Below are 25,607 nucleotides of genomic sequence, written 5' to 3' on the forward strand. Positions count from 1 at the left end.
TCGTGGTTAGACTGGCGCGGTATCTTACTGAGAACAGTATCTGCATACGTGCAGAGATTTGGGAAGGGGGGCCCCGTGTCGAATCCCGGGAGCGGCGGGGACGGCGAGCACGTGATCTTCCGTCAGTACCTGGACGCCGTGGGCCTCCAGGGCCTGGCCAGCGCGGAGGCCGCGGGCCTGCACACCTCGGAGTGGTACGCGCTCAGCCTGCTCAGCCGGGAGGGCAGCCTGACCCCGGGCGAACTCGCCACCCGCACCGGGCTGACCACCGGGGCCACCACCCGGCTGATCGACCGTCTGGAGCGCGCCGGATACGCGCGCCGGACGCCCGACCCCACCGACCGCCGGCGCGTGCACGTCGAACCCGTCCCGGACGCGCTCGACCGCGTGGAGGAGGTCGTGGGCCCGGCCCGCCGCCGTCTCGCCGAGGTGCTGGCCCACTACACGCCCGACCAACGCGCCCTGATCTTCGACTACTTCGCCCGCGCTGCCCCCGCGTTCCGCGCCGCGACCGAGGAGATCCGGGCGACGGCCCCGCCCAGGCGGGCCAGGAGGCCCGGCTGACCCGAGCGGACCGGCGCCCCGGGCCGCCGCGCGCACGACGGGCGGTCCCAGGCGCACGACGGGCGCTCCCGCTCGCTCCCGGGCGTGCCATCATCACCGTCGTCCGTACGACCGCTCCCCACCGGAAGGGCACGGGCCACGATGACCGACTGGGAGTGGGACGAGACCCTCTTCGCGGGCGCCGCCCCCTACTACCAGCGGGGCCGGCTGCCCTACGCCCCCGGGCTGGTCCCCCGGCTCGCCGAGGTGCTCGCGGCCGACGGCACCGGACGCCTCCTCGACGTGGGCTGCGGACCGGGCACCGTCACCCTTCCGCTGGCCCCCCTGTTCCGCGAGGCCGTCGGCGTGGACCCGGACACCGGGATGATCGCCGAGGCCACGCGCCGGGCCGCCACCGCGGGACCGGCCGCCAGGACCCGCTGGCTACGGCTGCGCGCCGAGCATCTCCCGGCCGGTCTCGGCACGTTCGACGTGGCGGTCTTCGCCCAGTCCTTCCACTGGACCGACCGCGAGCGGGTGGCGCGGACCGTCCACGGCATGCTCCGGCCCGGCGGAGCACTGGTGCACCTGGCCGACCTGAAGACCGAGCGCCGTACGACCGCGGGTCTGCCGTACCCGGCCGTGCCCTACGCCGGTATCGCCGCCCTGGTCCGGCGCTACCTGGGCCCCGTCCGCCGCGCCGGCCGGAGCCTGCTGCCGCAGGGCACCCCGGGAGGTGAGGCGGCGGTGCTCTCCGGGGCCGGATTCGCGGGCCCCGAGCGGCATGTCGTACCCGGCGGACAGGTGCTGGTGCGCACCACGGACGACGTCGTCGCCTGGACGTTCTCGATGTCCTTCTCCACCCCGCACCCTGTTCGGCCCGGACGGCGCGTCCTTCGAGGCGGACCTGCGCCGGCTGCTCGGCGGCGCCTCCCCGGCGGACCGGTTCGCGGAACGGGTCCCGAGCACCGAGGTGTTCGTCTGGCGCCGGCCCCGGCAGGCTCGGTCACGGACCGGCGGGACCGGCTGACGGCGGCTCAGGCCGGGGCCGTGGGTATCCGATGGAGGATGTATGTCCACGGTCACTAGGATGTGAGGCCAAGACAACCATGCGACCGGCCGTTCGTTGCGGGCCGGTCGGGGTCGCCGATGCCAGGGACCGCTCCCCGGGCTGCGGTGATCTTCCTTCCCAGGAGGACCCTCCGCATGTTCCGACGAATAGGCAACGCCGTCGTCCGTCATCCCATTTGGACGATCGTGGCGTGGCTGATCGCCGCGGTGGCCATCGTCGCCACCGCTCCGAGCCTGCCCTCGAACAGTGACGAGAGCAGCTTTCTGCCCAAGAGTTACGAGTCCATCCAAGCGGCGCAGCTCCAGGAGAAGGCGTTCCCCAGCGCCTTCACGCCGTCAGCGATCGTGCTCTACCAGCGCACCGACGGCAGCAAGCTCACCGCCGCCGACCTGCGCGATGTCGCCCGGATCAGTTCCGAGCTGGGTGAGAAGCACATCGACCAGGTACAGAAGGTCGTCCCCGGCCGGCCGTCCAAGGACGGCAGGTATGACCTGACCCTGGTCCAGATGGACAACAAGACCGCCGGCCAGCCCAAACAGGCCGACGCCGCCAAGGAGTTGCGTGACGAGGCCAAGAAGCTGGCCAAGGGCACGGACCTCGAAGCCAAGCTCGGCGGTTCCGCCGCGCAGGCGCTCGACCAGCAGGACTCGTCCAAGCGGGGCGATGCGCTGATCGGTCTCGGCACCTTCGGGATCATCCTGATCACCCTGCTGATCATCTTCCGGGCGCCGATTCTCGCCGTACTGCCCCTGGTGCTGATCGGTCTGGTGTCCGCCGTCGCCAACGGGCTGATCGCCTACGCCACCAAGCTGTTCGGGCTGGAGGCCAACAGCTCGATCTCGTCCATCCTGATCGTCGTGCTCTTCGGCGTGGGCACGGACTACTTCCTGTTCCTGATATTCCGTTACCGCGAGAGCCTGCGGGCCGGCGACGAGCCCAAGGAGGCCATGGTCAACGCGGTCGGCCGGGTCGGCGAGGCCATCGCCTCGGCGGCCGGAGCGGTCATCATCGCGTTCCTGGCCCTGGTGCTGTCCACGCTGGGCTTCCTCAAGCAGATGGGCCCGGCGCTCGCCATCGCGGTCGGCGCCACGCTGGTCGCGGGTCTGACCCTGATCCCGGCCGTGGTCTCGCTCATCGGGCCGAAGGTCTTCTGGCCCTCCAAGTCGTGGAAGACGGAACCCGAGAACGCCCGCTTCGCCGTCCTCGGCCGGGGTGTCCAGCGCCGCCCGGCGCTGACCGCCGTCGCCTCCGGTCTCGTCCTGCTCGTCCTGTCGCTCGGCACCCTCGGCTACAAGGCCACCTTCGACCTGGCGTCGGGCTCCATGCCCAAGACCAAGGAGTCCATGGTCGTCCAGGACGAGATCCAGAAGGCGTACTCGGCGGGCGCCGCCGCACCCACCGACGTCTACCTGTCCAGCACCGACGGCAAGCCGCTCGACAGGTCCGCCTTCGACGCGTACGCCACGAAGCTCGGCGCCGTGGACGGCGTCGCGAGCGCCCGCCTGAACCAGGTGAACAAGGCGGGCACCACCGCGGACTTCACCGTCACGCTCAAGTACGAGGCGTCGACGGACAAGGCGATCGACGCGGTGGGCAGGGTCCGCGACGTCGCGCACTCCTCGGCGCCCGAGGGCACCAAGGCGCTCGTCGGCGGCATGTCCTCGATCTACAAGGACATCAACGCGGCGGTCAACCACGACTACCGGACGGTCTTCCCCGTCGCCGCCGTCCTGATCATGGTCATCCTGGGGCTGCTGCTGCGCAGTGTGGTCGCGCCCTGGTACCTCATCGCCTCCGTGGGCCTCGGCTTCGGCGCCACCCTCGGTGCCACCGTGTGGATCTTCCAGGACGCGCAGGGGCACTCGGGTCTGATGTTCATGCTGCCGGTGATCATGTACCTCTTCGTGGTCGCGATCGGCACCGACTACAACATCCTCATGATCGCCCGGTTGCGTGAGGAGGCGCGTGAGGGCCGGGAGCCGCGCGAGGCCGCCGGCATGGCGCTCCGGCACGCCGGGCCGACCGTGGCCGCGGCGGGCTTCATCCTGGCGGCGACCTTCGCCACGATGATGCTGGCCGGCAACTCGCTGCTCTCGGAGATGGGCTTCGCGGTCTCCTTCGGCATCGCGGTGGCCGCGTTCGTCATGGCGATGTTCTTCACCCCCAGCCTCACGGCCCTGATCGGCCACGCGGCCTGGTGGCCGGGCCACGCCGACCGGGCGGAGGTGCCGGCCGCCGGCACCGGCGCCGGAACGGTCGACTCCGGGCCGGTCCGGGGCGAGGAGGACCGGGATCCGGCCGGGCGCCGCGGTTAGCGGAGGCCGGTGGAACCGCCGAGTTCCGCCGGGAGTCGTGACGGGCGGCGGCCGGTGACACCGGCCGGCTTCGCCGGGCGTCGCGACGGACGACGGTCGGTCTGATCGAAAAAGTCCTGCCGGGCCATGCGGCCCGGCAGGACTTTTTCGTGCCCGGTGCGAGGACCGGCCGGCCCGTCAGCCCGTGGCGGCGGGGCCGTGGAAGTAGTGGCCCTTGTCCAGATCCGCGAGGAGACCGGGCTGGACCGGTTCCCAGCCCAGCAGTTCGCGGGTCAGGGCGCTCGACGCGACGGTGTCGAAGCCGAGCGGGCCGCTCAGCCAGCCGAAGTGCTCGGCAGCGGCCTCGGGCGCCACGGAGGTCACCGGCACCTCCAGATGACGGCCGATCACGTCCGCGATGTCCCGGAGCGCGACACCCTCCTCCGCCGAACCGTGCAGCACCGAGCCGGCGGGCGCCTTCTCGGCCGCCAGCCGGAACAGCCGTGCGGCGTCGAGGCGGTGCACGGCCGGCCAGCGGGTGGTGCCGTCGCCGGGGTGGCCGGAGACGCCCTTGGCGCGGGCGACGGCGACCAGGCTCGTGACGAAACCGTTGTCCCCCTCGCCGTGGCAGGTGGGGGAGAGCCGCACCACGGAGGAGCGGACACCGCGTTCGGCGAGGGCCAGCGCCGCCTCCGCGGTGGTCTGCCGGATCGCGAAGTGGGAGCCGTGGAGCGCGGGCCTGTCCCGTTCGGTCGCGAGCCGCCCGGGTGCGACCCCGAGCAGTCCGGAGGCCAGGACGAAGGGCCGTCCGGTGCCGGCGAGAGCGTCGCCGAAGGCGTCCACGGCACGGCGATCGGCCTCGGCCGCCTCCTGGAACCCGCCGCTGAAGGCCAGGTCGTGCTTGAAGGCGAGGTGGATCACCCCGTCCGAGGCGGCGGCAGCGTCCCGCAGCACGGCGAGGTCGTCGACGGTGCCGCGGACGACCTCGGCCCCGGCCGCGGTGAGCGCGGCGGCGGAGGCGTCGGAGCGGGCCAGCCCGGCGACCTGGTGTCCCGCCTCGATCAGGTCGGGCACGAGGGCGGAACCGATCCAGCCGGACGCCCCGGTCACGAAGAAACGCATGGGAGAACCCCAGACTCTTGATGTCAGTGACTGTCATGGACCCTAGCATTCGATGTCAGTGACTGTCATCGCTAGGATCTGGGCATGGGCAGATGGGAGCCGAACGCGCGCGAGCGCCTGGCGGAAGCGGCGTTGGAGCTCTACGGCGAACGCGGGTACGAGCAGACCACCGTGGCGGAGATCGCCAAGCGCGCCGGGCTGACCGAACGCACCTTCTTCCGCCACTACGCCGACAAGCGCGAGGTGCTGTTCGGCGGCTCGGGAGAACTGGAGGAGCTGTTCGTGCGGGCGGTCGCCGGCACGCCCGCGGACGCCGCGCCGATCGAGGCGCTGGCCGCCGGGCTCGACGCGGCCTCGGAGATCTTCGCCGACCGCCGCCCGTACGCGCGCGCCCGGCACGCCGTGATCACGGCGAACGCGGAACTCAGGGAGCGCGAGCTGATCAAACTCGCCTCCCTGTCGACCGCGCTCGCCGGCACCCTGCGCGGGCGCGGCGTCCCGGAGCCGGCGGCGAGCCTCGCCGCCGAGGCCGGGGTGGCCGTCTTCAAGGTCGGCTACGAACGCTGGCTGGAGGCGTCCGAGGACCGCGACCTGGTGCACCTGGTGCGGGAAGCGCTGAGCGAGTTCAAGGCGGTGGCCGCCGGCGGCTGAGCCGTGGTGGCGGACCGCCCGCTCGTACCCGGTGCCCGGCCGTGTGTTCGTGCGCCGGGGCGGGGCCGGTGCCGGTACGACTCAGCGGGAGGCGTCGGCCAGTCGCCGGAGGGCCTCCAGCGCCCGCTCGGCCTGGTCGTGGGGCACGAAGAGGTGGTCGTGGTGGAAGCCCGCCACGACGTTGCAGCTCAGGCCCTCGTCGGCGAGCGCCCGCGCGACCGCGGCGGTCAGCCCGATCGCGTCCAGCGCGGAGTGGACGCGCAGGGTGATCCACCCGGCCACGTAGTCGTACGCCATCCCGGCCGCGTCCGCGTCCGCCTGCGGCACCACGAGGGTGAGACCCTCCGGCTCGGCGACCGTGACCACCGGGGAGCAGCCGGACGGTACTCCGCCCTCGGCCATGGTGAAGACATAGCGGCCCGGGTTCAGCTCCGGCCGCATGCCGCCGAGCAGGGTGCGCAGATCGGTCTCGCCTGTCACAGTCCCACCCTACGGGCCGTGCGGAGGGTCGGCCGCTCGGCCGGGTGACCCGGCGGCGACGGGACCGGGCGCGCGGCGCGTGCTCGCGTGAGCCCTGTACGCGCCCCCGTTCGCGCGGCAAGACTGCGCTTCGGCGGGCAGCGGCCGGGCGCCGCCCGCGCGTCGTCCGAGCCCGGGGAAGGCAGGTCGGCCGCTGTGCTGTTGCGTCTGCCCACGTCCCTGACGGAAGCCGGGGAATGCCTCGCCGAGGGGGCCGTGCCGATAGGCGGGGCGACTCTCGTGTGGGCGACCTGGCAACGGGACGGGTTCCCCCGACTGGCCATGTCCCTGCGGGAGTTGCCGGAGGCCAACGTCTTGGGCCGGGAGACCGTGGGCGGCGCCGTGATCCTGCACCGGATCGACGAACGGGTGCCGGACGTCCTGCGGCTGGCCGCCGCCACGATCGGCACCGGCGCCGTACGGCGGACGGCGACGGTCGGCGGCAACATCGTCGGCAGCACGCTGCGCTGCCTGCTGCCCGCCGCGCTCGCCTTGGACGCCCGGGCGACGGTCCTGGAAACCGACGGCGTCCGCGAGGCCGACCTGGCCGAGGTGGTCGCCAAGCGGCCGGTGCTGCTCGGCCTGCGCTGGCGCACGCCGACCGCCTCGGCGTACCGCAAGCTGCCCGGCGAGGCGGGCGGCGCGCCACCCCTCGTCGTCGCCTCGGCCCTGCACACCGGGCAGGGCGTGCCCGACCGCGTGCGGGTCGCCGTACGGGACGGTTACGAGGTGCTCGCCGGCACCGCCCCCGGTGACGCCGATGCCGACGAGACCCTCGACGCACTGCGCGGCACCGCCCTCGGTGAGCTGCCGGCCGCCGCCTGGGACGTCGTACGCCCTCAGGTCATCGGCCTGCTGGAGAGCCGAGGCACGGACTGAGCGGATGGCTGATCCCCGCGGTCGTTCGCGGCCTTCGCGCGGGCGTCGGCCCGCAGCCGCGGAGCCACGAGCTTCGGTGGCGTGTCATCGTGGCGGGTATGGCGACGGAACCGGACGTGGCGGTGCTGGTCGGACTCCAGGCCGCCGGCAAGACCACCTTCTACGCGCGGTGCCTGGCCGGCCGGTACGCGCTGGTCAGCAAGGACCTGTTCCCGCGCGGTGCCCGGAACAAGCAGGGCCGGCAGATGCGGCTGGTGGCCGAGCACCTGGCCGCCGGACGGGCCGTGGCCGTGGACAACACCAATCCGTCACCGCTGGAGTGGGGCCCGCTGGTGGAGGCGGCCCACGCCCACGGGGCGACCGCGACGGCCTACTGGTTCCCGCCGGACCTGACGGGCTCCCTGCGGCGCAACGCCGCGCGCGAGGGCCGCGACCGGGTCCCCGACGTCGGTGTGCTGGCCACGTCGAAGCGGCTGCGCAGACCGTCGCCGCGGGACGGCTTCGACGCGGTGCGCGAGGTCCGGTTCGACGGGCGGGGCGGCTTCCGGGTACGGGACCGAACCGACAACACGAGGTCAAGGAGTCCAGCCGTGGACGGATGGTACGTGGACGACCGCTGCGTCAACTGCGATGTGGCCCGGCAGTTCGCGCCCGAGCTGATCGGCGAGGCCGACGGGAAGTCGCGGATCCTGCGCCCGCCGGCCGACGACGCGGAGAACCGGCGGCTGCACGCCGCCGCCTTCGCCTGCCCCACCCGCTCGATCCGGCCGGTGACCGGCCGCGCCGACCCGGCGCTGGACCCGTTCCCGCTGGCCCTCGACGACGGGGTGCTGATCTGCGGCCACAACTCGGCGCGGACCGCGGGCGCCAACGCCTATCTGCTCCGGCGTCCGTCCGGCACCGGCATGATGGTCGACACGCCCCGCTGGAGCCGTGAACTGGCCAGGCGGTACACGGCGTACGGCCCCGTCACCGATGTGCTGCTCACCCACCGCGACCATGCCGCGCACGGCCGCCGCTACGCCGACCACTTCGGTGCCCGGCTCTGGATCCACGAGGGCGATCTGGACGCCGCACCGGACGCCGACCAGGTGATCCGCGGACTCGAACCGCTGGAGATCGCCGCGGGCGTCACCGTCCACCCGCTCCCCGGCCACACCCGCGGCAGCGTCCTGTACCTCGCCGACGACCGGTACTGCTTCAGCGGCGACAGCTTCTACTGGTCGCGGACGACCGGTGACCTGGAGGTCGTCGAGAGCGTGACCTGGTACTCCATCGAGGTCCTGGCCGACTCCCTGGCCAGGACGGCGGGGCGGCTGCGGTTCGAGTGGGTCCTGCCGGGCCACGGGGACCGGCGCCGGCTGCCGGCCGAGGAGATGTCCCGGCGGCTGCACGGCCTGACGGAACGCACGCGCCTGCTGCGGCCCCGCCCGGTCGACTTCACGGACGTCCGCTGGTGACGGGACGCCGCACTGTTCCCTGACAGGCAACACCCCGGGCGCTGTCGGGATCACCGCCCCCGCGCCGGGCTCCTACCTTTTCGGTGCACAGGGTCCGACCGAAGGGGACAGGAATGAAGCGCAAGGCGACGGCATGGGTGCTGCCCGCGTTACTGGTGACGCTCAGCGTGGTGGGCTCCGGGGCTCCGTCCTCGGCGCAGAACGAGAACCGGGCCGCGGCCACGTCGACCACGGCGGTCGGACCGCAGTACGACACCACGCACGTCTACGTCACCCCCGGCTCCACGGACGCGTTCGTCGCCAGCTGGGAGGCGACCTTCGGCGGGACGCACACGGCCAAGGTCGTCACGACCGTCACCCCGACGCCCAGCACCACCGAGTCCGAGCTGGTCTTCTCGCCGGTCGGCACCCTGTCCGTCTTCGACTTCAAGACGCCCGTGCCCTATCCGTTCGGCAGCGAACGGACGGGCTGGCTCATGAGTGACTTCGACAAGGGCGTCCGCCTGGCCCGCAAGAGCGGGGCCCAGGTCGTCGTCGCGCCCTTCGACGACCCCATCGGCCGCGACGCGGTCGTCCAGTTCCCGGGCGGGATCAACGCCCAGTTGTACTGGCACACCAAGGTTCCGTCGTACGCGCCGCTGGAGACCGTGCCGGACAACCGGATCTATCTGACGCCGGACTCGGTGGACGCGTTCCTCCGCTCGTACCTGCGCTTCACCGGCGGCCGGATCGTCGCCGACCGGCGGGCGGCGGACGGCGGTGACCTCGGCCGGCCCGGGGAGACGTACCGCCGCATCGCCCTGCGCTCCCCGTTCGGCAACACGGTCGTCAGCGTCACCGACGGCCACCTTCCCTACCCGTTCGGCCGGGAGACCACCGGCTACGCGGTGAAGGACCTGTCGGCGACGCTGCGCAAGGCCGGGGCCTCGGGCGCGAAGGTGCTGTGGGGGCCGTACGCTTCGGGGGGCCGGTCCTCCGCGATGGTGGAGTTCCCCGGCGGCTATGTGGCCGAACTGCATGAAGGAGGGGAGCGCGGGTGACCGACGCGACGATGGGCGATGACGTGTACCAGCCGGACGGGTCGGAGGTGCAGGACGACGCCGGCTTGCTGGACGCGTCCGACACCCTGGACTACCGGAGCGGCGACGAGGCCCTGGACGAGGGGTACTCACCCCCGGAGCGCCCCTGGGGCGTGGAGCACACCGGCGTCACGGCGGCGGAGCGGTGGCGGGGGGAGAGCCTGGACGAGCGGCTCGCCGAGGAGGTGCCGGACATCGGCGTCCCGGAGGGCGACGGCATCGGCGACACCTGGGGCACGGACGGAGAACTCCTCGACGACGAGGTCGGCGACGAGCGCGCCGGACGGCTCGTCGCGCCGGACGAGGGCACCCACGAGAACACCGAGTCCGACCTGTTCGCCTCCGACCGGGGCCTGGACGGCGCCGGGGCCTCGGCGGAAGAGGCCGCGATGCATGTGATCCCCGGCTCCGAGAGCTACTGACGCCCCCGCGGCCCGATACGGAGGACCACCGAATGAGCACTGCTGGACCGGGGCCGGACGCCGGCCACCACCTGCGGCACCTCAGGGAACGGATGGCCGAGCACCACCGTCGTGCCCGGGCCGAGCACGAGGAGTCCGCTCTGGAGGAGGCGATCGACGGGGCCGCCTTCGACCTGGCCGCCGACATCGCCCACCCCACCGCCGCCGGTGGGACGGAGCCCGGCTACGACGTCGACACGGACCTCGGCGTCGACCGGCGGTAGCGGCACCCCGCGCTCCGCACGTGGACACCGCCGGCCGGCCCCGCTTCCGAGGCCGGCCGGTCTCACTTCAGGGCTCCGCCGGTGATCCCGGCGGCCAGGTGGCGCTGGGCGGCGACGAGCAGCGCTGCCGCCGGGACGGACGCCAGGACGGCGGTGGCCATGACGGCGTTCCACTGGTTCGTGTGGGCGCCGAGGTACTCGTAGATGCCGACGGTGACCGGCCGCACCGACTCCGTGGTGTTCAGGGTGAGCGCGAAGAGGAAGTCGCCCCAGGCGAACAGGAAGGTGAAGAGTCCGGCGGTGATCAGCGCGTTGCGGCTCAGCGGGAGCACCACGGACCACAGGACGCGGAGCCGGCCGGCGCCGTCCACACGGGCGGCGTCGATGATCTCCCCGGGGATGCTCCGCATGAAGGCGCGCAGGACGAGGATCGCGAAGGGCACGCCCGTGGTGGAGTCGGCGAGGATCAGCCCGCCGTAGGAGTTCAGGAGTCCCAGGTCGGTGTAGGCGCCGTACAGCGCGTTGGCCACGACGATGCCCGGCACCGTCTGGGTGACCAGGAGGCCGAACAGTACGACCGTGGTGCCCCGCAGGCGGAGCCGGGCCAGCGCGTAGGCCGCCGGTACGGCGAGTCCGAGACTCAGAGCCACACTGCCGAGGGCCACGACGAGGCTGGTGACCAGGTTGCGCCGCTGATCGCGCAGGGCGGTGGCGTAGCCGCCGAAGTCCGGGTGGCGGGGGAACCAGCCTGACGGCAGGACGCTGCCCGCCGGTTGCAGGGAGGCGTTCACCATCCAGTACACCGGGAACAGCATCAGCGCGAGCAGGACGATGCCCACGACCGTGGACAGGGGGCCGCGTGCGGGTCCGCGCTTCACCGGCGGGCCCCTCAGGTGTTCCGGGCGCGCCGGTCGGCGCGCAGGTGGACGAGGGCGAAGGCGAGCGAGACGAGGACGAGCACGTTGCCCATGGCGGCGCCGCGCCCGAACTCGAACTGCTGGAAGGACAGCTCGTACGACCGGGTGGCCAGGGTCTGCGTCGCGCCGGCCGGTCCGCCGCCCGTGACCACCAGGATGATGTCGAGGACCTTCACCGTGTAGACGACGCCCAGCACCAGCACCACGCCGGCCACGGGCCGCAGCAACGGCCAGGTGACATGGCGGAACGCCGCCAGCCGGCCGGCGCCGTCGAGCTTCGCCGCCTCGTAGTAACGGGCCGGGATGTCCTGGAGACCGCCGTACAGGAGCGCGGTGTTGAAGGGGACGCCCACCCAGATGTTGACCAGGATCACCGACACGAGCGCCTCGGAGGTGCCGGTCAGCCAGGGGATGCCCGAGGACAGCAGGTGCAGGTGGCGCAGCGCCTCGTTGACGACCCCGCTGTCGGTGTCGAGCATCCACCTCCACGTCGTCCCGGAGACCACCAGGGGCAGCAGCCACGGCAGCAGCAGAAGCGACCGCAGCAGGCCGCCGAGCGGGAACCTCCGCTGGAAGAACAGGGCGAGGGCCAGCCCGAGCACGAACTGTCCGGCGATCGAACCGACGGTGAACAGGACCGTGGTGAGCAGGGCCTGCCAGAACACGTCCGTCGACAGGACGGTCGTGTAGTTCCGCAGGCCCACGAAGGGCGCGGCACCGGTGTAGAACGTCGCCACCGAGTACTCCTGGAAGCTCATCACGACGTTCTTGACGACGGGGTAGCCGAAGAACAGCGACAGGTAGACCAGGGCGGGCAGCAGGAACAGCCACCGGGAGACCCGCGCCCACAGCCGGGTCCGGGACACCGCCCGGACCCGCGCGGTCCCGTCAGGAACCGGTGGCGATCCGCTGCGCATGCCTGAGTGCTTCCTGAGGAGTCTGCTCGCCCGCCAGCGCCGCCTGCACGGCGGTGTAGATCCCGGTCGCCGCCCGCGGCCACTCGACGCCGAGCTTGCCGGTACGGGACCGGGTCCCCTCCACGCTCTTGACGAAGGCGGCCATCGACGGGACCTGCTCGGCGTACCGGGCCGCCACCGAGGAGCGGGAGGGCACGGTGTGGTACTGCTCGGCCAGGGCGAGCATGTTCGCGGAGTCGTTCAGACAGGCCAGGACCCGGGCGGCCTTCTGCCGCCGGGCCTCGGAGGAGTTCTGCGGGACGGTCCACACCTCACCGCCGAGCGGGGTGACCAGGGTCTGACCCGGCCGGCGGACGGGGAGGGGTGCCACGCCCCAGTGCAGGTTCTTCGTCTTGTTCATCGCGGTCATCCGCCAGGGACCGTTGACCATCATGGCCGTCTTGCCGGCGACGAACTGGTCGTGGACATCGGCCTGCGTCCAGTTCAGCACCGACTTCGACATGGACCCGCTCCTGACCAGGTCCACCCAGAGCTGGAGGGCCTGGGCGGCCTGCGGGGTGTCCAGCCGTGTCTCGTCCCCGCCGTTGGACCACAGGAAGGGCAGGAACTGCCAGGTGCCCTCGAAGGTGGCGTTGGCGTCCACGGCCATGCCGTAGCGGCCGGGCCGGGTGAGCTCGGCCGCGGCCGTCTTCAGCTCGTCCCAGGTCTTCGGCACGGCGACACCGGCCTCGGCGAGCATGTCCTTGTTGTAGAAGAGGGCGACCGTGCTGACCGTGGGCGCGAGCCCGTACACCTTCCCCCGGTAGGTGCCGGCCGACCGGATGCCCTCGGTGTAACCGGCGGCGTCGAGGCCGTACCGGTCCAGCGGGGTCAGCGCGCCGGTCCGCGCTATCTGCTGGAGGTCGGGGTTGTCGAGCATCAGCAGATCGGGCAGGGTCCGCGACGAGGCCTGCCGCAGCACCTGCGGGACCAGCGACGCCCCCGGCACGCTCCTGTGCTCGACGGTGACACCGGCGGCCTTGCCGCAGGCGGTGAGCCGCTCGCCCCACTGGGCGTGCTCGGTCGCGTCGGTGTAGTAGTCGAGGGCGGTGATGGACGTCACCTTGCCGTCGGCGGATCCGGAGCCGGTTCCGCCACCGCACCCGGTGGCGGCCAGTACCAGGGCAACGGTTCCGAGGAGGGCGGTGATCCGCCGTGCCGACGGTCTGGCCGCTGAGTTCATGGGGTGGTGCCTTCCGTTGCTGGTACCGGACCGACCCGGGTTCGGGTGAGTTGGTCCATACCGGCATGTTCCGGTCCGAGCAGGGATGGTACCGGAAACAAACGATCGGAAGATCAGCGGATGATCCGGACGTCAGTACAGGGCTCCGTGGTCACCGCACTGGCCCGCCGCTTCCCGGATCATCGCCGCCACGGCGTCCGGCCGTGACAGGAGCACGGCGTGCGAACCGTCCACGACGCGTTCGGTGGCCGCCATGCGCTGGGCCATGAAGCGCTGGGCGGTCGGGCTGAGCATCCGGTCGGCGGCGGCGATGGCGTACCAGGACCGCTTGCGGGCCCAGGCGGGCGGTCCCGACCTCGCGGTCAGCGCGCCCCGCGCGATCGGGCGCTGCGACACGGACAGCACGCTGCCGACCCGGGGCGCCAGATCGGTGGCGTACACGTCGAGGAAGCGTTCGCGCCGGATGTACAGCTCGCTGTCCGGGTCCCCGGGAGACCGCGTGGGAAGCCCGGCGGCGACGGTCGGATCCGGCCCCGGCATGGGGGAGAAGCGGCTCGTGACATCCAGCAGTGACTCGCCGGCGTCCAGCCCGAACCCCGCGACGTAGCACAGCGCCACGACGTTGTCGGCGTCGGCGGCGGTGATGACCGCGCCCCCGTAGCCGTGGCCGGCCAGCACGACCGGGGTGCCGATCTGGCCCACCACGCTCCTGACGTAGGCGGCGTCGTGCGCGAGACCGCGTAGCGGGTTCGCCGGCGCGTACACCGTCAGCCCGGCGGCGTGCAGATGCCGGATGACCCCCGCCCACGACGAGGCGTCGGCGAACGCCCCGTGCACGAGCACGACGGTCGGCGGTAAGGGCTTGCGTCCGGGCACCTCGGTGACCTCCGGTGAGTGGGGGGTCTCCAGCCAAGCCCATCCAGGTCCCGCCGGCATCGCGCGAACGTACCAGGAACCGCTCACTCGTCGGGCAAGGCCATGACCAGGTTGGCCAGCTGGACCCGGGAGTTGATCGACAGCTTGCGGAAGGCGGACGTCAGGTGCGTGTTGACGGTGTGCGGGGAGACGACCAGCAGCTCGGCGGCCGTACGGTTGCTGTGTCCCTCGGCGATCAGCCGCGCGACCTTCTTCTCCGAGACGGTCAGGGCCTCCCAGCCCTGGACGGGGCGCTGCCCGTCCGTCGCCCGCCGTCCGCCGGCCCCGGCACGCCGCAGATCGCGCTGGACATGGGCCGCCGCGGCGTGCGCGCCCGACGCGGCGAACGCGGCCTGGGCGTCGGTCAATGCCGCCACGGCCTCGGTCCGCCGACCCGTCGCCAGGAGCGCCCGTCCGAGGTCGGCGGAGGCCGCCGCCCGGACCAGCGGGCGCGGGCTTCGCCTGAGCAGGGCGACGGAGCGTTCCAGCAGGACCGGGTCGTCGCACACCAGCCCGCGGGCGCGCGCCGCCAGCCCCGTGGCGGTGGGCACCGCCGGATTGCGCGCGGCGTGGGCCTCGGCCTGGGCGGCCAGGTCCTCGGCGAGTGCGCGGTCCGCGCCGCGCAGGGCCACGCGGATCGCGGTGCCGACCCATGTGCGCAGCAGCCGCCAGCGCAGGAAGGGCCCCTCCCGCTGCACCTGCCGGACCCGGTCGACAGCCCGTCCGGCGTCCCCGTCGACCTCGGCATGGACCGCTTCCAGGAAGCGCACCGCGGCCGTGTTGCCCGGGTTCGGCTTGACCGCCAGCCGCTCCCGTGCCTCGGCCAGGTGCTGCCGCGCGGCCTCCCGGTCACCGCGCAGCAGGGCGATCCGGGAGCGGATCACCCGGCCGTTCACCTGCTGGACGTGCGCCTGTACCTCGTCCTCCAGGCGCTCCATCGTCACGAAGTCGGCCTCCGCGTCGTCCAGCCGGCCCAGCTCCAGGTGCTGCTGTCCCTGTGCCCATAGCAGCATCCCCTCACGGATCCCGCCGGACTCGTCCGCGGCCTTCGCCAGCAGCCGCTCGCTGGTGACGAAGTCGTCCATGTGCTGGTACGCGACGATCTCCTCGGGGAAGAAGGTGGGGTCGACGGCGCTGAGCGCGGTGAAGCGTTCCAGCGCGAGGGCGTTCTCCCCCGCGTTGAGCGCGATCTCCCCGAGCGCGAACAGGGCCTGGACATGGGCCTCCCGGTCGCCGGTCGCGACGGCGGCACGCAGCGCGTCCTCGCCGGCCTGCCGCGCCGGTGCCAGGTCGTGCGCCCGGGACAGCGCCAGCGCGCGCAGGCCGGCGAGCCGCGCCTCCACCTCCGGGGCCGCGCCGCCGACCGCGAGCGCCGCCTCGGCCCGGCGGCGCAGCTCGTCGGCGAGGTCCAGGTTCCACAGCGTGCCGCCGAGGGCGGCGTGGAGCCGGCCGAACGTCTCTATCGGCGGCCGGTAGGCCAGCAGCCGGTCCCCGGTCGCGAGCGCCTCCCGGTTCCGGCCGGCCCGGGTCAGGGACACGATCGCCTGCTCACCCACGGCGAACCACAACGGGCGTGCCACCGGCACCAGGGCCAGCGCGCGCGTCATCAGGTCGCCGGCGAGGCCCGGCGTGACCGGCAGCACGTCGGCGGCGGCGCGCCTGAGCAGCGCCACCGCCTCCTCGTCTCCCGGCTGGGCGCCCCTGAGGATGTGCGACACCACGTCGATCGGCTGGTGGCCCGCGGTGACGAGCCGGCTCGCGGCCTCCCGGTGCAGCACCTTCCGGGCCGAGGGCGGGATGTCCACGTAGACCGCCTGGCGCAGCAGGTCGTGCCGGAAGACGAGCCGGTCGCCGTCGTCGTCCAGGAGTCCCGCGCGCACGGCCTCCTCCAGCGCCGGGAGCAGCGCGACGGACGGCCGGCCGCAGAGCGCGGCGGCGTCCTGGAAGCCGAAACGGCGGCCCAGCACCGATCCCATCTGAAGGAAGCGCAGTGTGTCGGGGTGCAGCGAGCCGAGCCTGCCGCGGACGCCCACCACCAGCCCCGGGGGCACGGGCTCACCGGAGGCGTCGGTGGTCCGCAGCCCCGCGAGCATCTCGACGGCCAGGAACGGGTTCCCGCCCGCTCCGGCGAGCAACTCGCGCACCCGCTCGTCGACGGCCGCCCCCAGGGTGTCACCGGCCAGCTGGCCGATGGCCGCGCCGGACAGCGGGCCCAGGGACAGGGTGCGCACCGGGAGCTCGTCCGCCACGGCCGCGACGATCTCCTCCGCCGGGCCGCCGACGCCCTGCCGCTCGGTCAGCAGCCACAGCACGGGTGAGGTCCGCAGACGGCTGGGCAACTGCTTCAGGGCGAACCGGCTGAGCGGGTCGGCCCACTGGACGTCGTCCAGGGCGATCAGCACCGGCGCGCCGCCGGCCCGTTCCTCGATCGCCTCCGCGAGCCGCTCCACCAGCCAGATCCGCTGGTCGTGCCGGTGGGCGAGGTCGACCAGCGCGTCGCCGGACAGCAGCGGCCGGTCACCGTGCAGGACGCAGGTCGCCAACGACGACAGCGGCACGAGGTGGTGCGACTCGTCGGCCTTGCCGAGACCGACGGAGAACCCCGCCGCCTCCGCGCCGGCGACGACTTCGGTGAGGAGCGTGGTCTTGCCGATGCCCGGTTCCCCGCGGAGCACGGCGAGCGCGCCGCTGCCCGTGCGGGCCACCGCGTCGATCAGCGTCCGCAGCACTTCCAGTTCGGGCTCCCGGCCGCGCAGACCGCTGCGCGACAGCGGTCCGCCTGACCCCGCCACCTAGGCCCCTCCTGTCCGCACGCGCCGGTCAGGCCGGCGCCCCGGGGCCACTATGACAAAAACGGCAGCTCAGCGCATAGTGAGGAACGCGATGCGTGACCCGGCTCGTGCGACGCGGCCGGTCCGGCTCATGCCGACGCGACTCGTCCGAGCGACAGCGAAGCGGGGATCGCGGCCGTCCCGCCCCGGAACGAAGCGGACCACTCACGCCGGGCGGAGGCGCGCCACGCGGCGGGGGAGATCCCGTAGGCGGCCCGGAACACCCGGCTGAAGTGGGAGGCGCTGGTGAACCCCCAGCGGTGCGCCACCGCGGCGACGGTCAGCTCCGCCGACTCCCGGCGGGCCAGGTCGCGACGGCAGTGCTCCAGCCGGCGTTGCTGGATCCACCGGCTGACGGTGATGTCCTCCAGCTCGAACAGCTTGTGCAGATAGCGCACGGAGATGTGGTGGGCCCGGGCGATGGAGTCCGGCGACAGGTCCGGGTGCGCGAGGTGCCGGTCGATGTACGCCCGGATCCGCACCAGCGACATCCGGGCCCCGCTCGCCGAGTCCTCGGTTCCCCTGCCGAGCCGCTCCTCGGCCAGGGTCTGCACCAGGTCCACCACGTTGCGGGCGATCAGCTCGCCCGTCCGCTGCGGATACGTCGCCGCACTGTCCACGAGCCGGGACAGGAGAGGCGTCAGCAGGCCGCCGACCGCCGACTCGGAGCCGAGCGGAGCCGCCGTGATCTGCCGCAGCTCCGACTCGCTCAGCCCCAGCACCTCCCGGGGCAGCACGAGGGACTTCGTCAGGAAGCGCTCCGGGAGCGTCAGCTGGACGGGCCGCGCCATGTCGTAGACGAAGAGCTGCCCCGGCCGCACGTAGGCCTCACGGTCGTCCTGTTCGATGCGGGCGACGCCTGCGCAGAGCAGCTTCACCACCACGTAGTCGTCGTTGTCGCTCCCCGCGATGAGCCGTCGGGTGCGCCGTGCCCGCTGCGGATCGCCTTCCACGGCCACGGTCTGCATCGGGCCCAGCGGCGACGTACGGATCGTGCCGCAGTCGACCTCGTCGGGAACGCCCATGTCCACGGCGCCGAACGTCTGGGACAGGGCCTCGCGCCAGTACGCCCGGCGCCGGTGCGTGGGAACCGTCTTCGTGCTGAGGAGGGTGCCTGAGGTCCCGGGGTCCGGTGTCGATGGATCCGACGACATGATCTCCGCCCTTCGGCCGCTGCGCTTTCGATAACGCAGCGTGCCAGGGCGGCCGGGTGACCACATCGCGTGAACGCGTGAGACCAGTGGTACTGGGCGGGGGACCGAGCGGTTCCGCCCCGGACCGGCCGGGGGGAACCGCCTTGGACCGGCCAGGGGGAACCGCCTTGGACCGGCCGGGGCGGTTCCGTCCTGCGCCGGCGGGAGCGGTTCCGCCGTGGACCGGTCTCAGGACGGCCGGTTCAGCGGGCCCCCGCCCAGGTGCGCCGTGCCCACTCCGCGAAGGGGGTCCAGCGGATCTGCGGGTGGGCGGCGTGCAGTGCGGGGATGTCGACGCGGTAGCCCGGTCCGTTCAGGAACGCCCACATCGCGTGCATGTCCGGATTGCGGATCGCCGCCAGCGGGACCTGCTCGTGCCGGACCTCCCGCCCGAGCGCCGCGCCGAGCGCGGCGGCCATCTGGGCGGGAGTGGGGGCGTCGCCGGCCAGCTCGATGCGCCGCCCGGTGTAGGGAGCGGGGTCGAGCAGCACCTCCGCCGCGAACGCGCCGAGGTCCGGACGGGCGAGCTGCTGCAACGGCCGGTCGGGCGGCAGCGGCAGATCGAGGACGCCCTCCAGGACGCGGTCCGCTCCGCCCAGCGCGTTGTCGAAGAAGTAGGTCGGCCCCAGGATCGTGTACGGCACGTCGCCGGCGGTGAGCTCCGCCTCGATGCGTGCCTTGCTCTCGAAGTGCGGCACCCCGCTGTCCTGGTCGGCCCCCGCCACGGAGCTGAACACGAGATGCGGAACGCGCTTGTCCCGCGCGGCGGCGAGGATGGCCCGCCCCTGCTCCACCTCCGCGTCGACTCCGGCCTCGAAGGGAGTGGTGAACGCGAAGACAGCCGCGACCCCGCTCATCGCCGAGGCCATCGACTCACGGTCGCTCAGCGATCCCGCCACCACCTCGACGCCCCGCGCGGACAGTTCCCGGGCGGATCTCCGGCCCGGGTCACGCACCAGCGCACGGACCCGCGCCCGGCGGCCCAGCAGCGCGTCGGTCACCGCCCCGCCCTGCCCGCCGGTCGCCGCGAGCACCAGAACCGGTTGGTCGGTCATCGAAGATCTCCTTCTCTCGTATGCGGTGTTGGGCGCCGCCCGGAATGCGTCGCCCCCTCGTAACCTTCCACCTAGGCCGTCGTACCCGGCGTCATGGCACGCGGGTGGCCGCGGCCGGCACCGACGGCGCCACGGCGGCGAGGTCGTCCCCGAGGCGGACGACCTCGGTGGGCGGTCGTTCCAGCAGGTCGACGTCCTGGTCCTGGAGCGCGATCACCAGCGCGGTGTCGGGCAGCGCCCGGGGCAGCCCGGCCAGCAGTGCCTGGGCGGCGGGGCGGTCCAGACCGGCGACGGGTTCGTCCAGGAGCAGGACCGGGGGACGTCTCAGCACGGCCCGCGCGATGGCGAGGCGCCTGCGCTGGCCCTGGGACAGCAGGCGCCCGCCGGGGCCCACCGGGGCGTCGAGCGGCAGGGCCGACAGGCCGACCACGTCCAGTGCGGCCTCCAGGGCGGTGGGGCCGGCCGAGGGGGCCGCCTGCCGCAGATTGGCCGCCACCGTGTCGTCGGCCAGCCAGTCGTCGGCCTCCACGAGGGTGACCGTCCCGGCGACGGTTCCGGCCGGCAGCCGGTGCACCGGGGTGCCGTCGAGGAACACCGTGCCGGCGGGGGCCGGCAGCCGCCCGGCGAGCCGGCCGAGCAGCGTCGACTTGCCGCTGCCGTTGGGGCCGGTGATCAGCGTCAGGCCGGGGCCCGACAGGGTCGTGGTCAGGGTCGCGGAGGAGCCGAGCAGGGGCAGGCCGGACGCCTCCACGGAGCGGGCTCCGTCAAGGGCGGCGACACGCCGCGGCCACCGGTCCCAGGTCTGGTCCCCGGGCCGCACCGCGCTCCCGTCCCCGGGCCGCTCCGCGCTCTGGTCCCCGGGCCGCTCGTCCGCCGCGAGCGGTGCGAGGCGGTCGGCGGCGTCTTTGGCCGCGGCCAGGTGCTGGAGCAGCCGGGGCAGTCGCTCCAGCAGTTCCCAGCCAGCGGCCAGCAGCAGCACCTCGCCCACCACGACGGCGACCGGCTGGGCCGGGGCCGCGCCCAGGGCGATCACCAGTACCACCGCCTGTCCCACGGCGGCCAGGAGGCGCAGGCTCAGCCGGCCGAGCCGTTCGGCCCGGGCGGCAGCCCACTCGGCGGACTCGACGGCCGTCACGGCGGTCGCCGCCGCCCGCCGCGCCTCGGGAACGGCGTCCAGACAGCGCAGTTCGTCGAAGGAGGCCCGGCTGCCGAGCAGCACGGTACGCAGTGCCGCCCTGGCCTCGGCGGCGGTGGCAAGCTGGGCCCGCGACCGCCGGTGGGCGCGCCGGGCGCACCAGAGGCCGGCCGCCCAGACGACCAGTTCGGCCAGCCCCAGCCGGGGCGTCGCCGCCAGCAGCAGGATCTCCACCAGGCACGCGGTGATGACCGCCGCCCCCAGCGGCGCGCAGACGTTCGCGGGCAGGCCCGCCACCGTCTCCACGTCGGTGGTGAGCCGGGTGAGCAGCGTCCCGTCGCGCTGCGCGCGCAGTTCCCGCGCGGTGAGCCGGGCCGCACCCCGGGCCGACCGGGCGCGCAGGGCCACCTGGGCGGAGAGCAGGGCCCGGTGGCTGGCCAGGCGTTCCAGGTACCGCAGTCCGGTACGGCCCAGGGCCAGCGCCCGCACGGCACCGGACGGGTACATCCACGACCAGGTGGTGTCGGCCTGGAGCGTCACCACGGCGCAGGTCGTCAGGAACCACCCGGAGACGCCCAGCAGCGCGGCACCGGCGAGTTCGCCCGCGGTCGCCAGCAGCATGCCGGTGACCAGGGCCCGGAGCGGGACGGCCGTCCGCAGCAGCCGCCAGGCACGGTTCGGCCTCATCGGGTTCCCCCGTGGTCGCCCAGCGGGACTTTCCCGTGGTCCAGCGTGATCACCTGGTCGGCGAGGGACAGCAGCGCGGGGCTGTGGGTGGCGAGCAGAACCGTCCGGTCGCGGGTCAGGGTGCGCAGCGCGAAGATGACGCGCCGCTCCGCCTCGGGGTCGAGGTGGGCGGTGGGCTCGTCCAGGCACAGCAGCGGGGCGTTCCGCAACAGCGCGCGGACGAGGGCGAGTTGCTGCGACTGCCCGGAGGACAGGCCGGTGCCCCGCTCGCCCACCGGTGTGTCCAGCCCCTGGGGCAGTGTGGCCAGGAGGTCGGTGAAGCCGAGCGAGTCGAAGGCGGCCAGCAGATCGTGGTCGTCGGCGGTGGGCCGGGCCAGCAGCAGGTTCTCGCGCACGGTGCCGGGCAGCAGGTGTGCCGGCTGTCCCACCCACGCGACCCGGCCGGGATCGGCGGGCACGGGCCGGCCGTCGAGCACGTGCAGCGCGTGTCCGTCGTCCGGTGTGCGCAGCCCGGCCGCCACGGCCAGCAGGGTGGACTTGCCGGCCCCGCTGGGCCCGGTGACGGCGAGGCACCGTCCGGGCGCGAGGTGCGCGCACACACCGTCCAAGGCCGGTGTCTCCCGTCCCGGGTGCCGGACCGTCACGGCGTCCAGGCGCAGCCCCGGCGGCGTCACGGACGGCCGCGACGGCGGGCCGGCCGATGCCTCGGCCTCGCCCTGGGCGTCCAGGAGCGGGGCCAGCAGGCCGGCGGCGGCGGTCGCCCGGGCGCGGGCGTGGTAGCCGGCGGCCAGGTCCCGGGCGGGCGCGAAGTAGGCGGGCACCAGGACCAGGACGAACAGCGCGGCCGGCAGGCCTATGTGGTCCGGCACGAGGGGCAGCCGCAGGTAGTCGAGGAGGGCCAGCCCGCAGTAGGTGGCCACCACGGCGAGCGTGCCGGTGATCAGCAGTTCGACCCACGCGGTCGACAGGAAGGCGATCCGCAGCACCTTCTCGGTGCGACCGGCGACCTCCCGGTCGTGGCGGGCCAGCGCACCGGCCGCCTCCTCGTGCGCGCCGAGCCCGACCAGGGTGGGCAGCCCGCGCAGATGGTCCAGCAGCCGTGCCCGGTGGGTGCGGATGGCCGACAGCTGGACGCGTACGGCGGTCTGCGTGCCCAGGCCGATGACCTTCAGGTTGGCGGGCAGCAGCGGTGTCGCCGCCAGCACGAGCAGGGCGACGAACCAGCTGCACCAGGCGATGGCGGCCAGGGTGAGGCCGCTGCCGAGCAGCATGGCGGTCCGCGCGGGCACGTAATCGGTGAGCCAGTCGCTCAGCTCGTCGACCTCGCCGTCGACCGCCTCGGCCGGCTCCGTGTCGTCCACATCGGTCCGGGCCGGGCCGTTCAGCGGCAGCGCCGACGCGACGAGCCGGACGCGCAGGGTCTCACGCACGGCCCGGGCACCCCGGGCGGCGGCGGCCTCGCCGGCGCAGAGCAGTGCGGCCCGCAGGGCCACCCCGGCCGCCGTCACCAGGGCGGGCGCCAGTACGGCGGACGGGGGCGCGCCGTGCAGCGCGTCCAGTCCGCGCTGGGCCGCCCAGGCCAGACCGCCCGCCCAGACGACGGTGCCCGCCTGGGCCGCGCCGCGCAGGAGCCCCGCGCGGCGCAGCTCCGGCCGGCCGACGGACGCCCATTCCCGCAGCCGTTCGCTCGCCGGGGTACCGGCGCGGTCCGTGGCCAGTTCGTCCAGCAGCACGGTGGTGGCGGTGCTCACGGGGTGCGCTCCGCCTCCGCGTCGAAGCAGCCGGACCGCAGGTCACGGCGGTCGGTGGCGATCCACGCGGCCAGTGCGACCCCGGCGAGCACGGTGACACCGAGCGGGCCGATCCACTCGGCCACCCCGCCGAAGACGTCCTGCGACAGGGCCGTCGCCAGGATGCCGAGCACCACCAGCAGGATCCGGCGCAGCACGGTCCGCACGGTGCCGGAGGGCGAGGCAGGAGCCACCGGCGCGCGCGGTACCGCCCGCAGCGGCGGAAGGACCTGCTCCACCGGATCGGTGTACTTGCCCCGGAAGCTGCGCCACGCGTACACGTTGTAGGCGAGGACGAACGGCATGCACAGTCCCACGCCCAGCACCAGGAAGAGCTCGGAGGAGTGCGGGCTCGCCGCCTGGTGGACCGTCGACGCGGGCGGGACGACCACCGGGGCGGTGAGCGCCACCAGAGCGAGCAGACCCGCGGCCGTCAGGGTGGCCACGGCGGCGAACGGCCGCCAGTCCGGAGCGCGGCCGAAGCCCGACCACGCGACCGCTCCGGCGCCGACGGCCACCGCGACCGCGAGCCAGAACGCCGCCGCCCGCAGCGGCTCGTCCAGCCGGAGGTGCTGCGGGTCGGCACCCGGCAGCAGCAGGCCGAGCACGACCGCCAGTGCCGCCGTGGCCGCGAGCAGCGCCCGTCCGGTGCGGCGGGTCCGCGACCGGGACCAGCCGTCGGTCTTGTCCTGCAACCAGGCGGCCCCGGCCAGCAGGTAGACGACGACCAGACCGAGCGCGCACAGCAGGCTGTAGGGGCTGAGCCAGTCGAAGGCCCCGCCCGTGAAGTGCCCGCCCTCCTGCCGGGGGCCGGTGAGCACCGCACCGAGCACGAGACCCTGGCAGACGGCCGCCGCGAGGGACGCCCCGCCGAACAGCAGCGCCCAGCCGCGCCGGTAGCCGCCGGCCGCGCTGTGCATCTCCAGGCCGAGCCCGCGCAGGATGACGGCGATCAGCATGCCGACGAGCGGCAGGTAGACGGCGGGCAGTACGACGGAGTAGGCGCCCGGCAGACCGGCCCACAGGACGACCCCGGCCAGGATGATCCAGCTCTCGTTGGCGTCCCAGGCGGTCGCGACGATCTCGCCGTACTCCCGTCGGCGTTCGGGCCCCGCGGCCAGGCTGAGCATGCCCACCCCGAGGTCGTAGCCGTCGAGGACGACGTACATGCCGAGGGAGAAGAGGGCGAGGGCGTAGGCGGCGTACTCAAGCAACGAGGGCCTCCGGGACGTCGGGCGCGGCGGGCCCGGTGGGCAGTGGCTCGGGGCCGGCCTTGACCGTGCGGACGATGTAGCGGACCCAGATGGCCAGCAGGGTGACGTAGAGCAGGACGAAACCGGCCAGGGTGGTGGCGACTTCGAACACGCTGAGGTGGGAGACCGCGTCGGCGGTGCGCAACTGGCCGTAGACGACCCAGGGTTGGCGGCCGGTCTCGGCGACGATCCAGCCGCCGGTGATGGCGATGATCCCGGCCGGGGTCATCCACACCATCCAGCGCAGGAAGCGGGGTGAGTCGAACAGGCGCCGCCGCAGGCGCAGGACGACGCCGGCGAAGGCCGTGGCGAACATGAGCAGCGCGGTGAAGTACATCGCGCGGAAGCCGTAGAACGTGGTCCACATGTTGGGGCGTTCGTCGGGCGGGGTCTGGAGCAGTCCGGGCGTGTTCGTCTTCCCGCTGAGGTCCTGGGCGATGACCGAGCCGAGGTAGGGGACCTCGACGTGCAGCCGGTTCTCGCCCCGCTCGGTGTCGGGCACGACGAGCAGGTTGTAGCCGTTGTTGTCGCTCTTCCAGTTGCCCTCGAACGCCTCCAGCTTCGGTAGCTGGTGCTGACCCATGAAGACCGCGGTGCCGTCTCCGACGTAGAGCTGGATCGGCATCAGCACCCCGAGCACCCCGAGGGCGATGGACAGGCAGCGGCGCGCCATGGGCTGCGCGGTGACCCGGTTCTTGACCAGGTACCAGGCGGAGATCCCGCCGACGAACCAGGCGGCGCTGATCAGCACGGCCAGCAGCATGTGCGGGAAGCGGTGGGCGAAGGCCGGGTTGAGCAGCACGCTCACCCAGTCCTCGGCGTGGAACTGGCCGTCCACCTTCCGGTAGCCGACCGGGTCCTGCATCCAGCTGTTGGCCGACAGGATCCAGGTGGTGGACAGCAGGGTGCCGAAGGCGACCATCCAGCAGGCCAGGGCCATGGTGCGGGGGCGGATCCGCCCGTCGCCGTAGAGCATCAGGCCGATGAAGCCGGCCTCCAGGAAGAAGGCCGTGATCACTTCCATGCCGATGGTGACCCCGATGACCGGTCCGACCGCGTGGGCGTACGTCCCCCAGTTGAGGCCGAACTCGAAGGTCATGACCGTACCGGCGACGACGCCCAGGCCGAAGCCGACGGCGAAGATCTTCTTCCAGAACCGGAAGATCTGGAGGTACAGCGGGTTTCCCGTGCGGACGTACACCGTGTACACGACGGCGAGGAGCACGGACAGGCCGACGGTGAGCGCCGGGAAGGTCATGTGGAAGACCGCGGTGATCGCGAACTGCCAGCGGGACAGCTCGACGACGGCGGGCGAGGCCATGGGTACTCCGGGAGCGGGGCTGACGAGGGTGTGGGGCGGGCGGGGGCGCGCGGCCAGCGGGGTCAGG

Annotated in this window: 21 protein-coding genes and 2 pseudogenes; 10 read left to right on the plus strand and 13 right to left on the minus strand. The window is 73.5% G+C overall.

Translation table 11 applies throughout. The features are described from left to right. Positions 1-75 precede the first annotated feature (75 nt). From IE273_RS28360 to IE273_RS28370, 3 genes and pseudogenes are all read left to right on the plus strand, one after another. Positions 76-564 carry a MarR family winged helix-turn-helix transcriptional regulator gene (locus tag IE273_RS28360; protein WP_189818013.1) on the plus strand — a complete coding sequence of 163 codons (489 nt, stop codon included), beginning with the start codon at positions 76-78 and terminating at the stop codon, positions 562-564. A gap of 141 nt (positions 565-705) precedes the next feature. Then, positions 706-1,573 (plus strand): annotated as a pseudogene (locus IE273_RS28365) (class I SAM-dependent methyltransferase). Positions 1,574-1,749: 176 nt separating this feature from the next. Continuing rightward, on the plus strand, positions 1,750-3,930 hold the full coding sequence (locus IE273_RS28370) for an MMPL family transporter (RefSeq protein ID WP_189818014.1): 2,181 nt from the start codon (positions 1,750-1,752) through the stop codon (positions 3,928-3,930). A 177-nt stretch (positions 3,931-4,107) separates the two neighbouring features. Here the strand turns inward: IE273_RS28370 and IE273_RS28375 are convergent, their stop codons facing one another. Next, positions 4,108-5,031 carry an SDR family oxidoreductase gene (locus IE273_RS28375; RefSeq protein WP_189818015.1) on the minus strand — a complete coding sequence of 308 codons (924 nt, stop codon included), beginning with the start codon at positions 5,029-5,031 and terminating at the stop codon, positions 4,108-4,110. 84 nt (positions 5,032-5,115) lie between these two features. Between IE273_RS28375 and IE273_RS28380 the strand changes: the two genes are divergently transcribed. Then, positions 5,116-5,682 (plus strand): TetR/AcrR family transcriptional regulator, encoded by a 567-nt coding sequence (locus IE273_RS28380; protein WP_189818016.1) that lies wholly within the window; start codon positions 5,116-5,118, stop codon positions 5,680-5,682. A gap of 81 nt (positions 5,683-5,763) precedes the next feature. Here IE273_RS28380 and IE273_RS28385 read toward each other — a convergent pair whose 3' ends face one another. After that, positions 5,764-6,162, minus strand: coding sequence for an ACT domain-containing protein (locus IE273_RS28385; protein WP_189818017.1), 399 nt, complete (start codon positions 6,160-6,162; stop codon positions 5,764-5,766). 195 nt (positions 6,163-6,357) lie between these two features. Between IE273_RS28385 and IE273_RS28390 the strand changes: the two genes are divergently transcribed. The 6 genes and pseudogenes from IE273_RS28390 (at position 6,358) to IE273_RS28415 (ending at position 10,304) form a co-directional block, all read left to right on the plus strand. Then, positions 6,358-7,080, plus strand: a complete 723-nt coding sequence (locus tag IE273_RS28390; RefSeq protein ID WP_189818018.1) for an FAD binding domain-containing protein — start codon at positions 6,358-6,360, stop codon at positions 7,078-7,080. A gap of 98 nt (positions 7,081-7,178) precedes the next feature. Further along, positions 7,179-7,511, plus strand: a pseudogene (locus IE273_RS43880) (AAA family ATPase); the annotation flags it as partial. Between the two features lie 159 nt (positions 7,512-7,670). Then, positions 7,671-8,540: a 4Fe-4S domain-containing protein gene (locus IE273_RS28400; RefSeq protein ID WP_189818071.1), complete on the plus strand. Its 870-nt coding sequence runs from the start codon at positions 7,671-7,673 to the stop codon at positions 8,538-8,540. 113 nt (positions 8,541-8,653) lie between these two features. Further along, entirely contained in the window at positions 8,654-9,580 is a 927-nt protein-coding gene (locus IE273_RS28405) for a glyoxalase (protein WP_189818019.1), read from the plus strand. An 11-nt stretch (positions 9,581-9,591) separates the two neighbouring features. Then, positions 9,592-10,041: a DUF5709 domain-containing protein gene (locus tag IE273_RS28410; protein ID WP_189818072.1), complete on the plus strand. Its 450-nt coding sequence runs from the start codon at positions 9,592-9,594 to the stop codon at positions 10,039-10,041. Positions 10,042-10,073: 32 nt separating this feature from the next. Continuing rightward, the gene (locus IE273_RS28415) at positions 10,074-10,304 is read left to right on the plus strand and encodes a hypothetical protein (protein WP_189818020.1); all 231 of its coding nucleotides are present in this window, start codon (positions 10,074-10,076) and stop codon (positions 10,302-10,304) included. Between the two features lie 62 nt (positions 10,305-10,366). On the opposite strand, the gene IE273_RS28420 is transcribed toward IE273_RS28415, so the two are convergent. The 11 genes from IE273_RS28420 to IE273_RS28470 form a co-directional block, all read right to left on the minus strand. Continuing rightward, complete coding sequence (locus IE273_RS28420) at positions 10,367-11,182, minus strand: carbohydrate ABC transporter permease (protein ID WP_189818021.1); 816 nt, start codon at positions 11,180-11,182, stop codon at positions 10,367-10,369. An 11-nt stretch (positions 11,183-11,193) separates the two neighbouring features. After that, positions 11,194-12,138, minus strand: a complete 945-nt coding sequence (locus IE273_RS28425; protein ID WP_229887634.1) for a carbohydrate ABC transporter permease — start codon at positions 12,136-12,138, stop codon at positions 11,194-11,196. Next, complete coding sequence (locus IE273_RS28430; protein WP_189818022.1) at positions 12,110-13,360, minus strand: extracellular solute-binding protein; 1,251 nt, start codon at positions 13,358-13,360, stop codon at positions 12,110-12,112. The genes IE273_RS28425 and IE273_RS28430 overlap by 29 nt, the downstream gene beginning before the upstream one ends. 132 nt (positions 13,361-13,492) lie before the next feature. After that, positions 13,493-14,296 (minus strand): alpha/beta hydrolase, encoded by an 804-nt coding sequence (locus IE273_RS28435; protein ID WP_308437063.1) that lies wholly within the window; start codon positions 14,294-14,296, stop codon positions 13,493-13,495. Positions 14,297-14,319: 23 nt separating this feature from the next. Further along, positions 14,320-17,067, minus strand: coding sequence for a helix-turn-helix transcriptional regulator (locus IE273_RS28440; protein WP_189818023.1), 2,748 nt, complete (start codon positions 17,065-17,067; stop codon positions 14,320-14,322). 128 nt (positions 17,068-17,195) lie between these two features. Next, positions 17,196-18,260, minus strand: a complete 1,065-nt coding sequence (locus IE273_RS28445) for a helix-turn-helix domain-containing protein (RefSeq protein ID WP_229887636.1) — start codon at positions 18,258-18,260, stop codon at positions 17,196-17,198. 242 nt (positions 18,261-18,502) lie between these two features. Then, positions 18,503-19,354 (minus strand): NmrA/HSCARG family protein, encoded by an 852-nt coding sequence (locus IE273_RS28450; RefSeq protein ID WP_189818024.1) that lies wholly within the window; start codon positions 19,352-19,354, stop codon positions 18,503-18,505. A gap of 91 nt (positions 19,355-19,445) precedes the next feature. Continuing rightward, positions 19,446-21,176 carry an ATP-binding cassette domain-containing protein gene (locus IE273_RS28455; protein WP_189818025.1) on the minus strand — a complete coding sequence of 577 codons (1,731 nt, stop codon included), beginning with the start codon at positions 21,174-21,176 and terminating at the stop codon, positions 19,446-19,448. Beyond that, positions 21,173-22,927, minus strand: a complete 1,755-nt coding sequence (locus IE273_RS28460) for an ABC transporter ATP-binding protein/permease (protein WP_189818026.1) — start codon at positions 22,925-22,927, stop codon at positions 21,173-21,175. Before IE273_RS28460 ends, IE273_RS28455 begins: the two co-directional genes overlap by 4 nt. After that, on the minus strand, positions 22,924-24,180 hold the full coding sequence (locus tag IE273_RS28465; protein WP_189818027.1) for a cytochrome d ubiquinol oxidase subunit II: 1,257 nt from the start codon (positions 24,178-24,180) through the stop codon (positions 22,924-22,926). The genes IE273_RS28460 and IE273_RS28465 overlap by 4 nt, the downstream gene beginning before the upstream one ends. Then, complete coding sequence (locus IE273_RS28470; RefSeq protein WP_189818028.1) at positions 24,173-25,540, minus strand: cytochrome ubiquinol oxidase subunit I; 1,368 nt, start codon at positions 25,538-25,540, stop codon at positions 24,173-24,175. The genes IE273_RS28465 and IE273_RS28470 overlap by 8 nt, the downstream gene beginning before the upstream one ends. Between the last annotated feature and the right edge of the window lie 67 nt (positions 25,541-25,607).

Source organism: Streptomyces olivaceoviridis (assembly GCF_014650115.1).
In the GTDB taxonomy this organism is placed as follows: domain Bacteria; phylum Actinomycetota; class Actinomycetes; order Streptomycetales; family Streptomycetaceae; genus Streptomyces; species Streptomyces olivaceoviridis.

Coding starts and splice junctions, on each gene's coding strand:
- IE273_RS28470 (WP_189818028.1), bottom strand. CDS start 25,540: ATGGCCTCGCCCGCCGTCGTCGAGCTGTCCCGCTGGCAGTTCGCGATC.
- IE273_RS28415 (WP_189818020.1), top strand. CDS start 10,074: ATGAGCACTGCTGGACCGGGGCCGGACGCCGGCCACCACCTGCGGCAC.
- IE273_RS28450 (WP_189818024.1), bottom strand. CDS start 19,354: ATGACCGACCAACCGGTTCTGGTGCTCGCGGCGACCGGCGGGCAGGGC.
- IE273_RS28455 (WP_189818025.1), bottom strand. CDS start 21,176: ATGAGGCCGAACCGTGCCTGGCGGCTGCTGCGGACGGCCGTCCCGCTC.
- IE273_RS28370 (WP_189818014.1), top strand. CDS start 1,750: ATGTTCCGACGAATAGGCAACGCCGTCGTCCGTCATCCCATTTGGACG.
- IE273_RS28405 (WP_189818019.1), top strand. CDS start 8,654: ATGAAGCGCAAGGCGACGGCATGGGTGCTGCCCGCGTTACTGGTGACG.
- IE273_RS28380 (WP_189818016.1), top strand. CDS start 5,116: ATGGGCAGATGGGAGCCGAACGCGCGCGAGCGCCTGGCGGAAGCGGCG.
- IE273_RS28425 (WP_229887634.1), bottom strand. CDS start 12,138: ATGCGCAGCGGATCGCCACCGGTTCCTGACGGGACCGCGCGGGTCCGG.
- IE273_RS28430 (WP_189818022.1), bottom strand. CDS start 13,360: ATGAACTCAGCGGCCAGACCGTCGGCACGGCGGATCACCGCCCTCCTC.
- IE273_RS28410 (WP_189818072.1), top strand. CDS start 9,592: ATGGGCGATGACGTGTACCAGCCGGACGGGTCGGAGGTGCAGGACGAC.
- IE273_RS28435 (WP_308437063.1), bottom strand. CDS start 14,296: ATGCCGGCGGGACCTGGATGGGCTTGGCTGGAGACCCCCCACTCACCG.
- IE273_RS28375 (WP_189818015.1), bottom strand. CDS start 5,031: ATGCGTTTCTTCGTGACCGGGGCGTCCGGCTGGATCGGTTCCGCCCTC.
- IE273_RS28445 (WP_229887636.1), bottom strand. CDS start 18,260: ATGTCGTCGGATCCATCGACACCGGACCCCGGGACCTCAGGCACCCTC.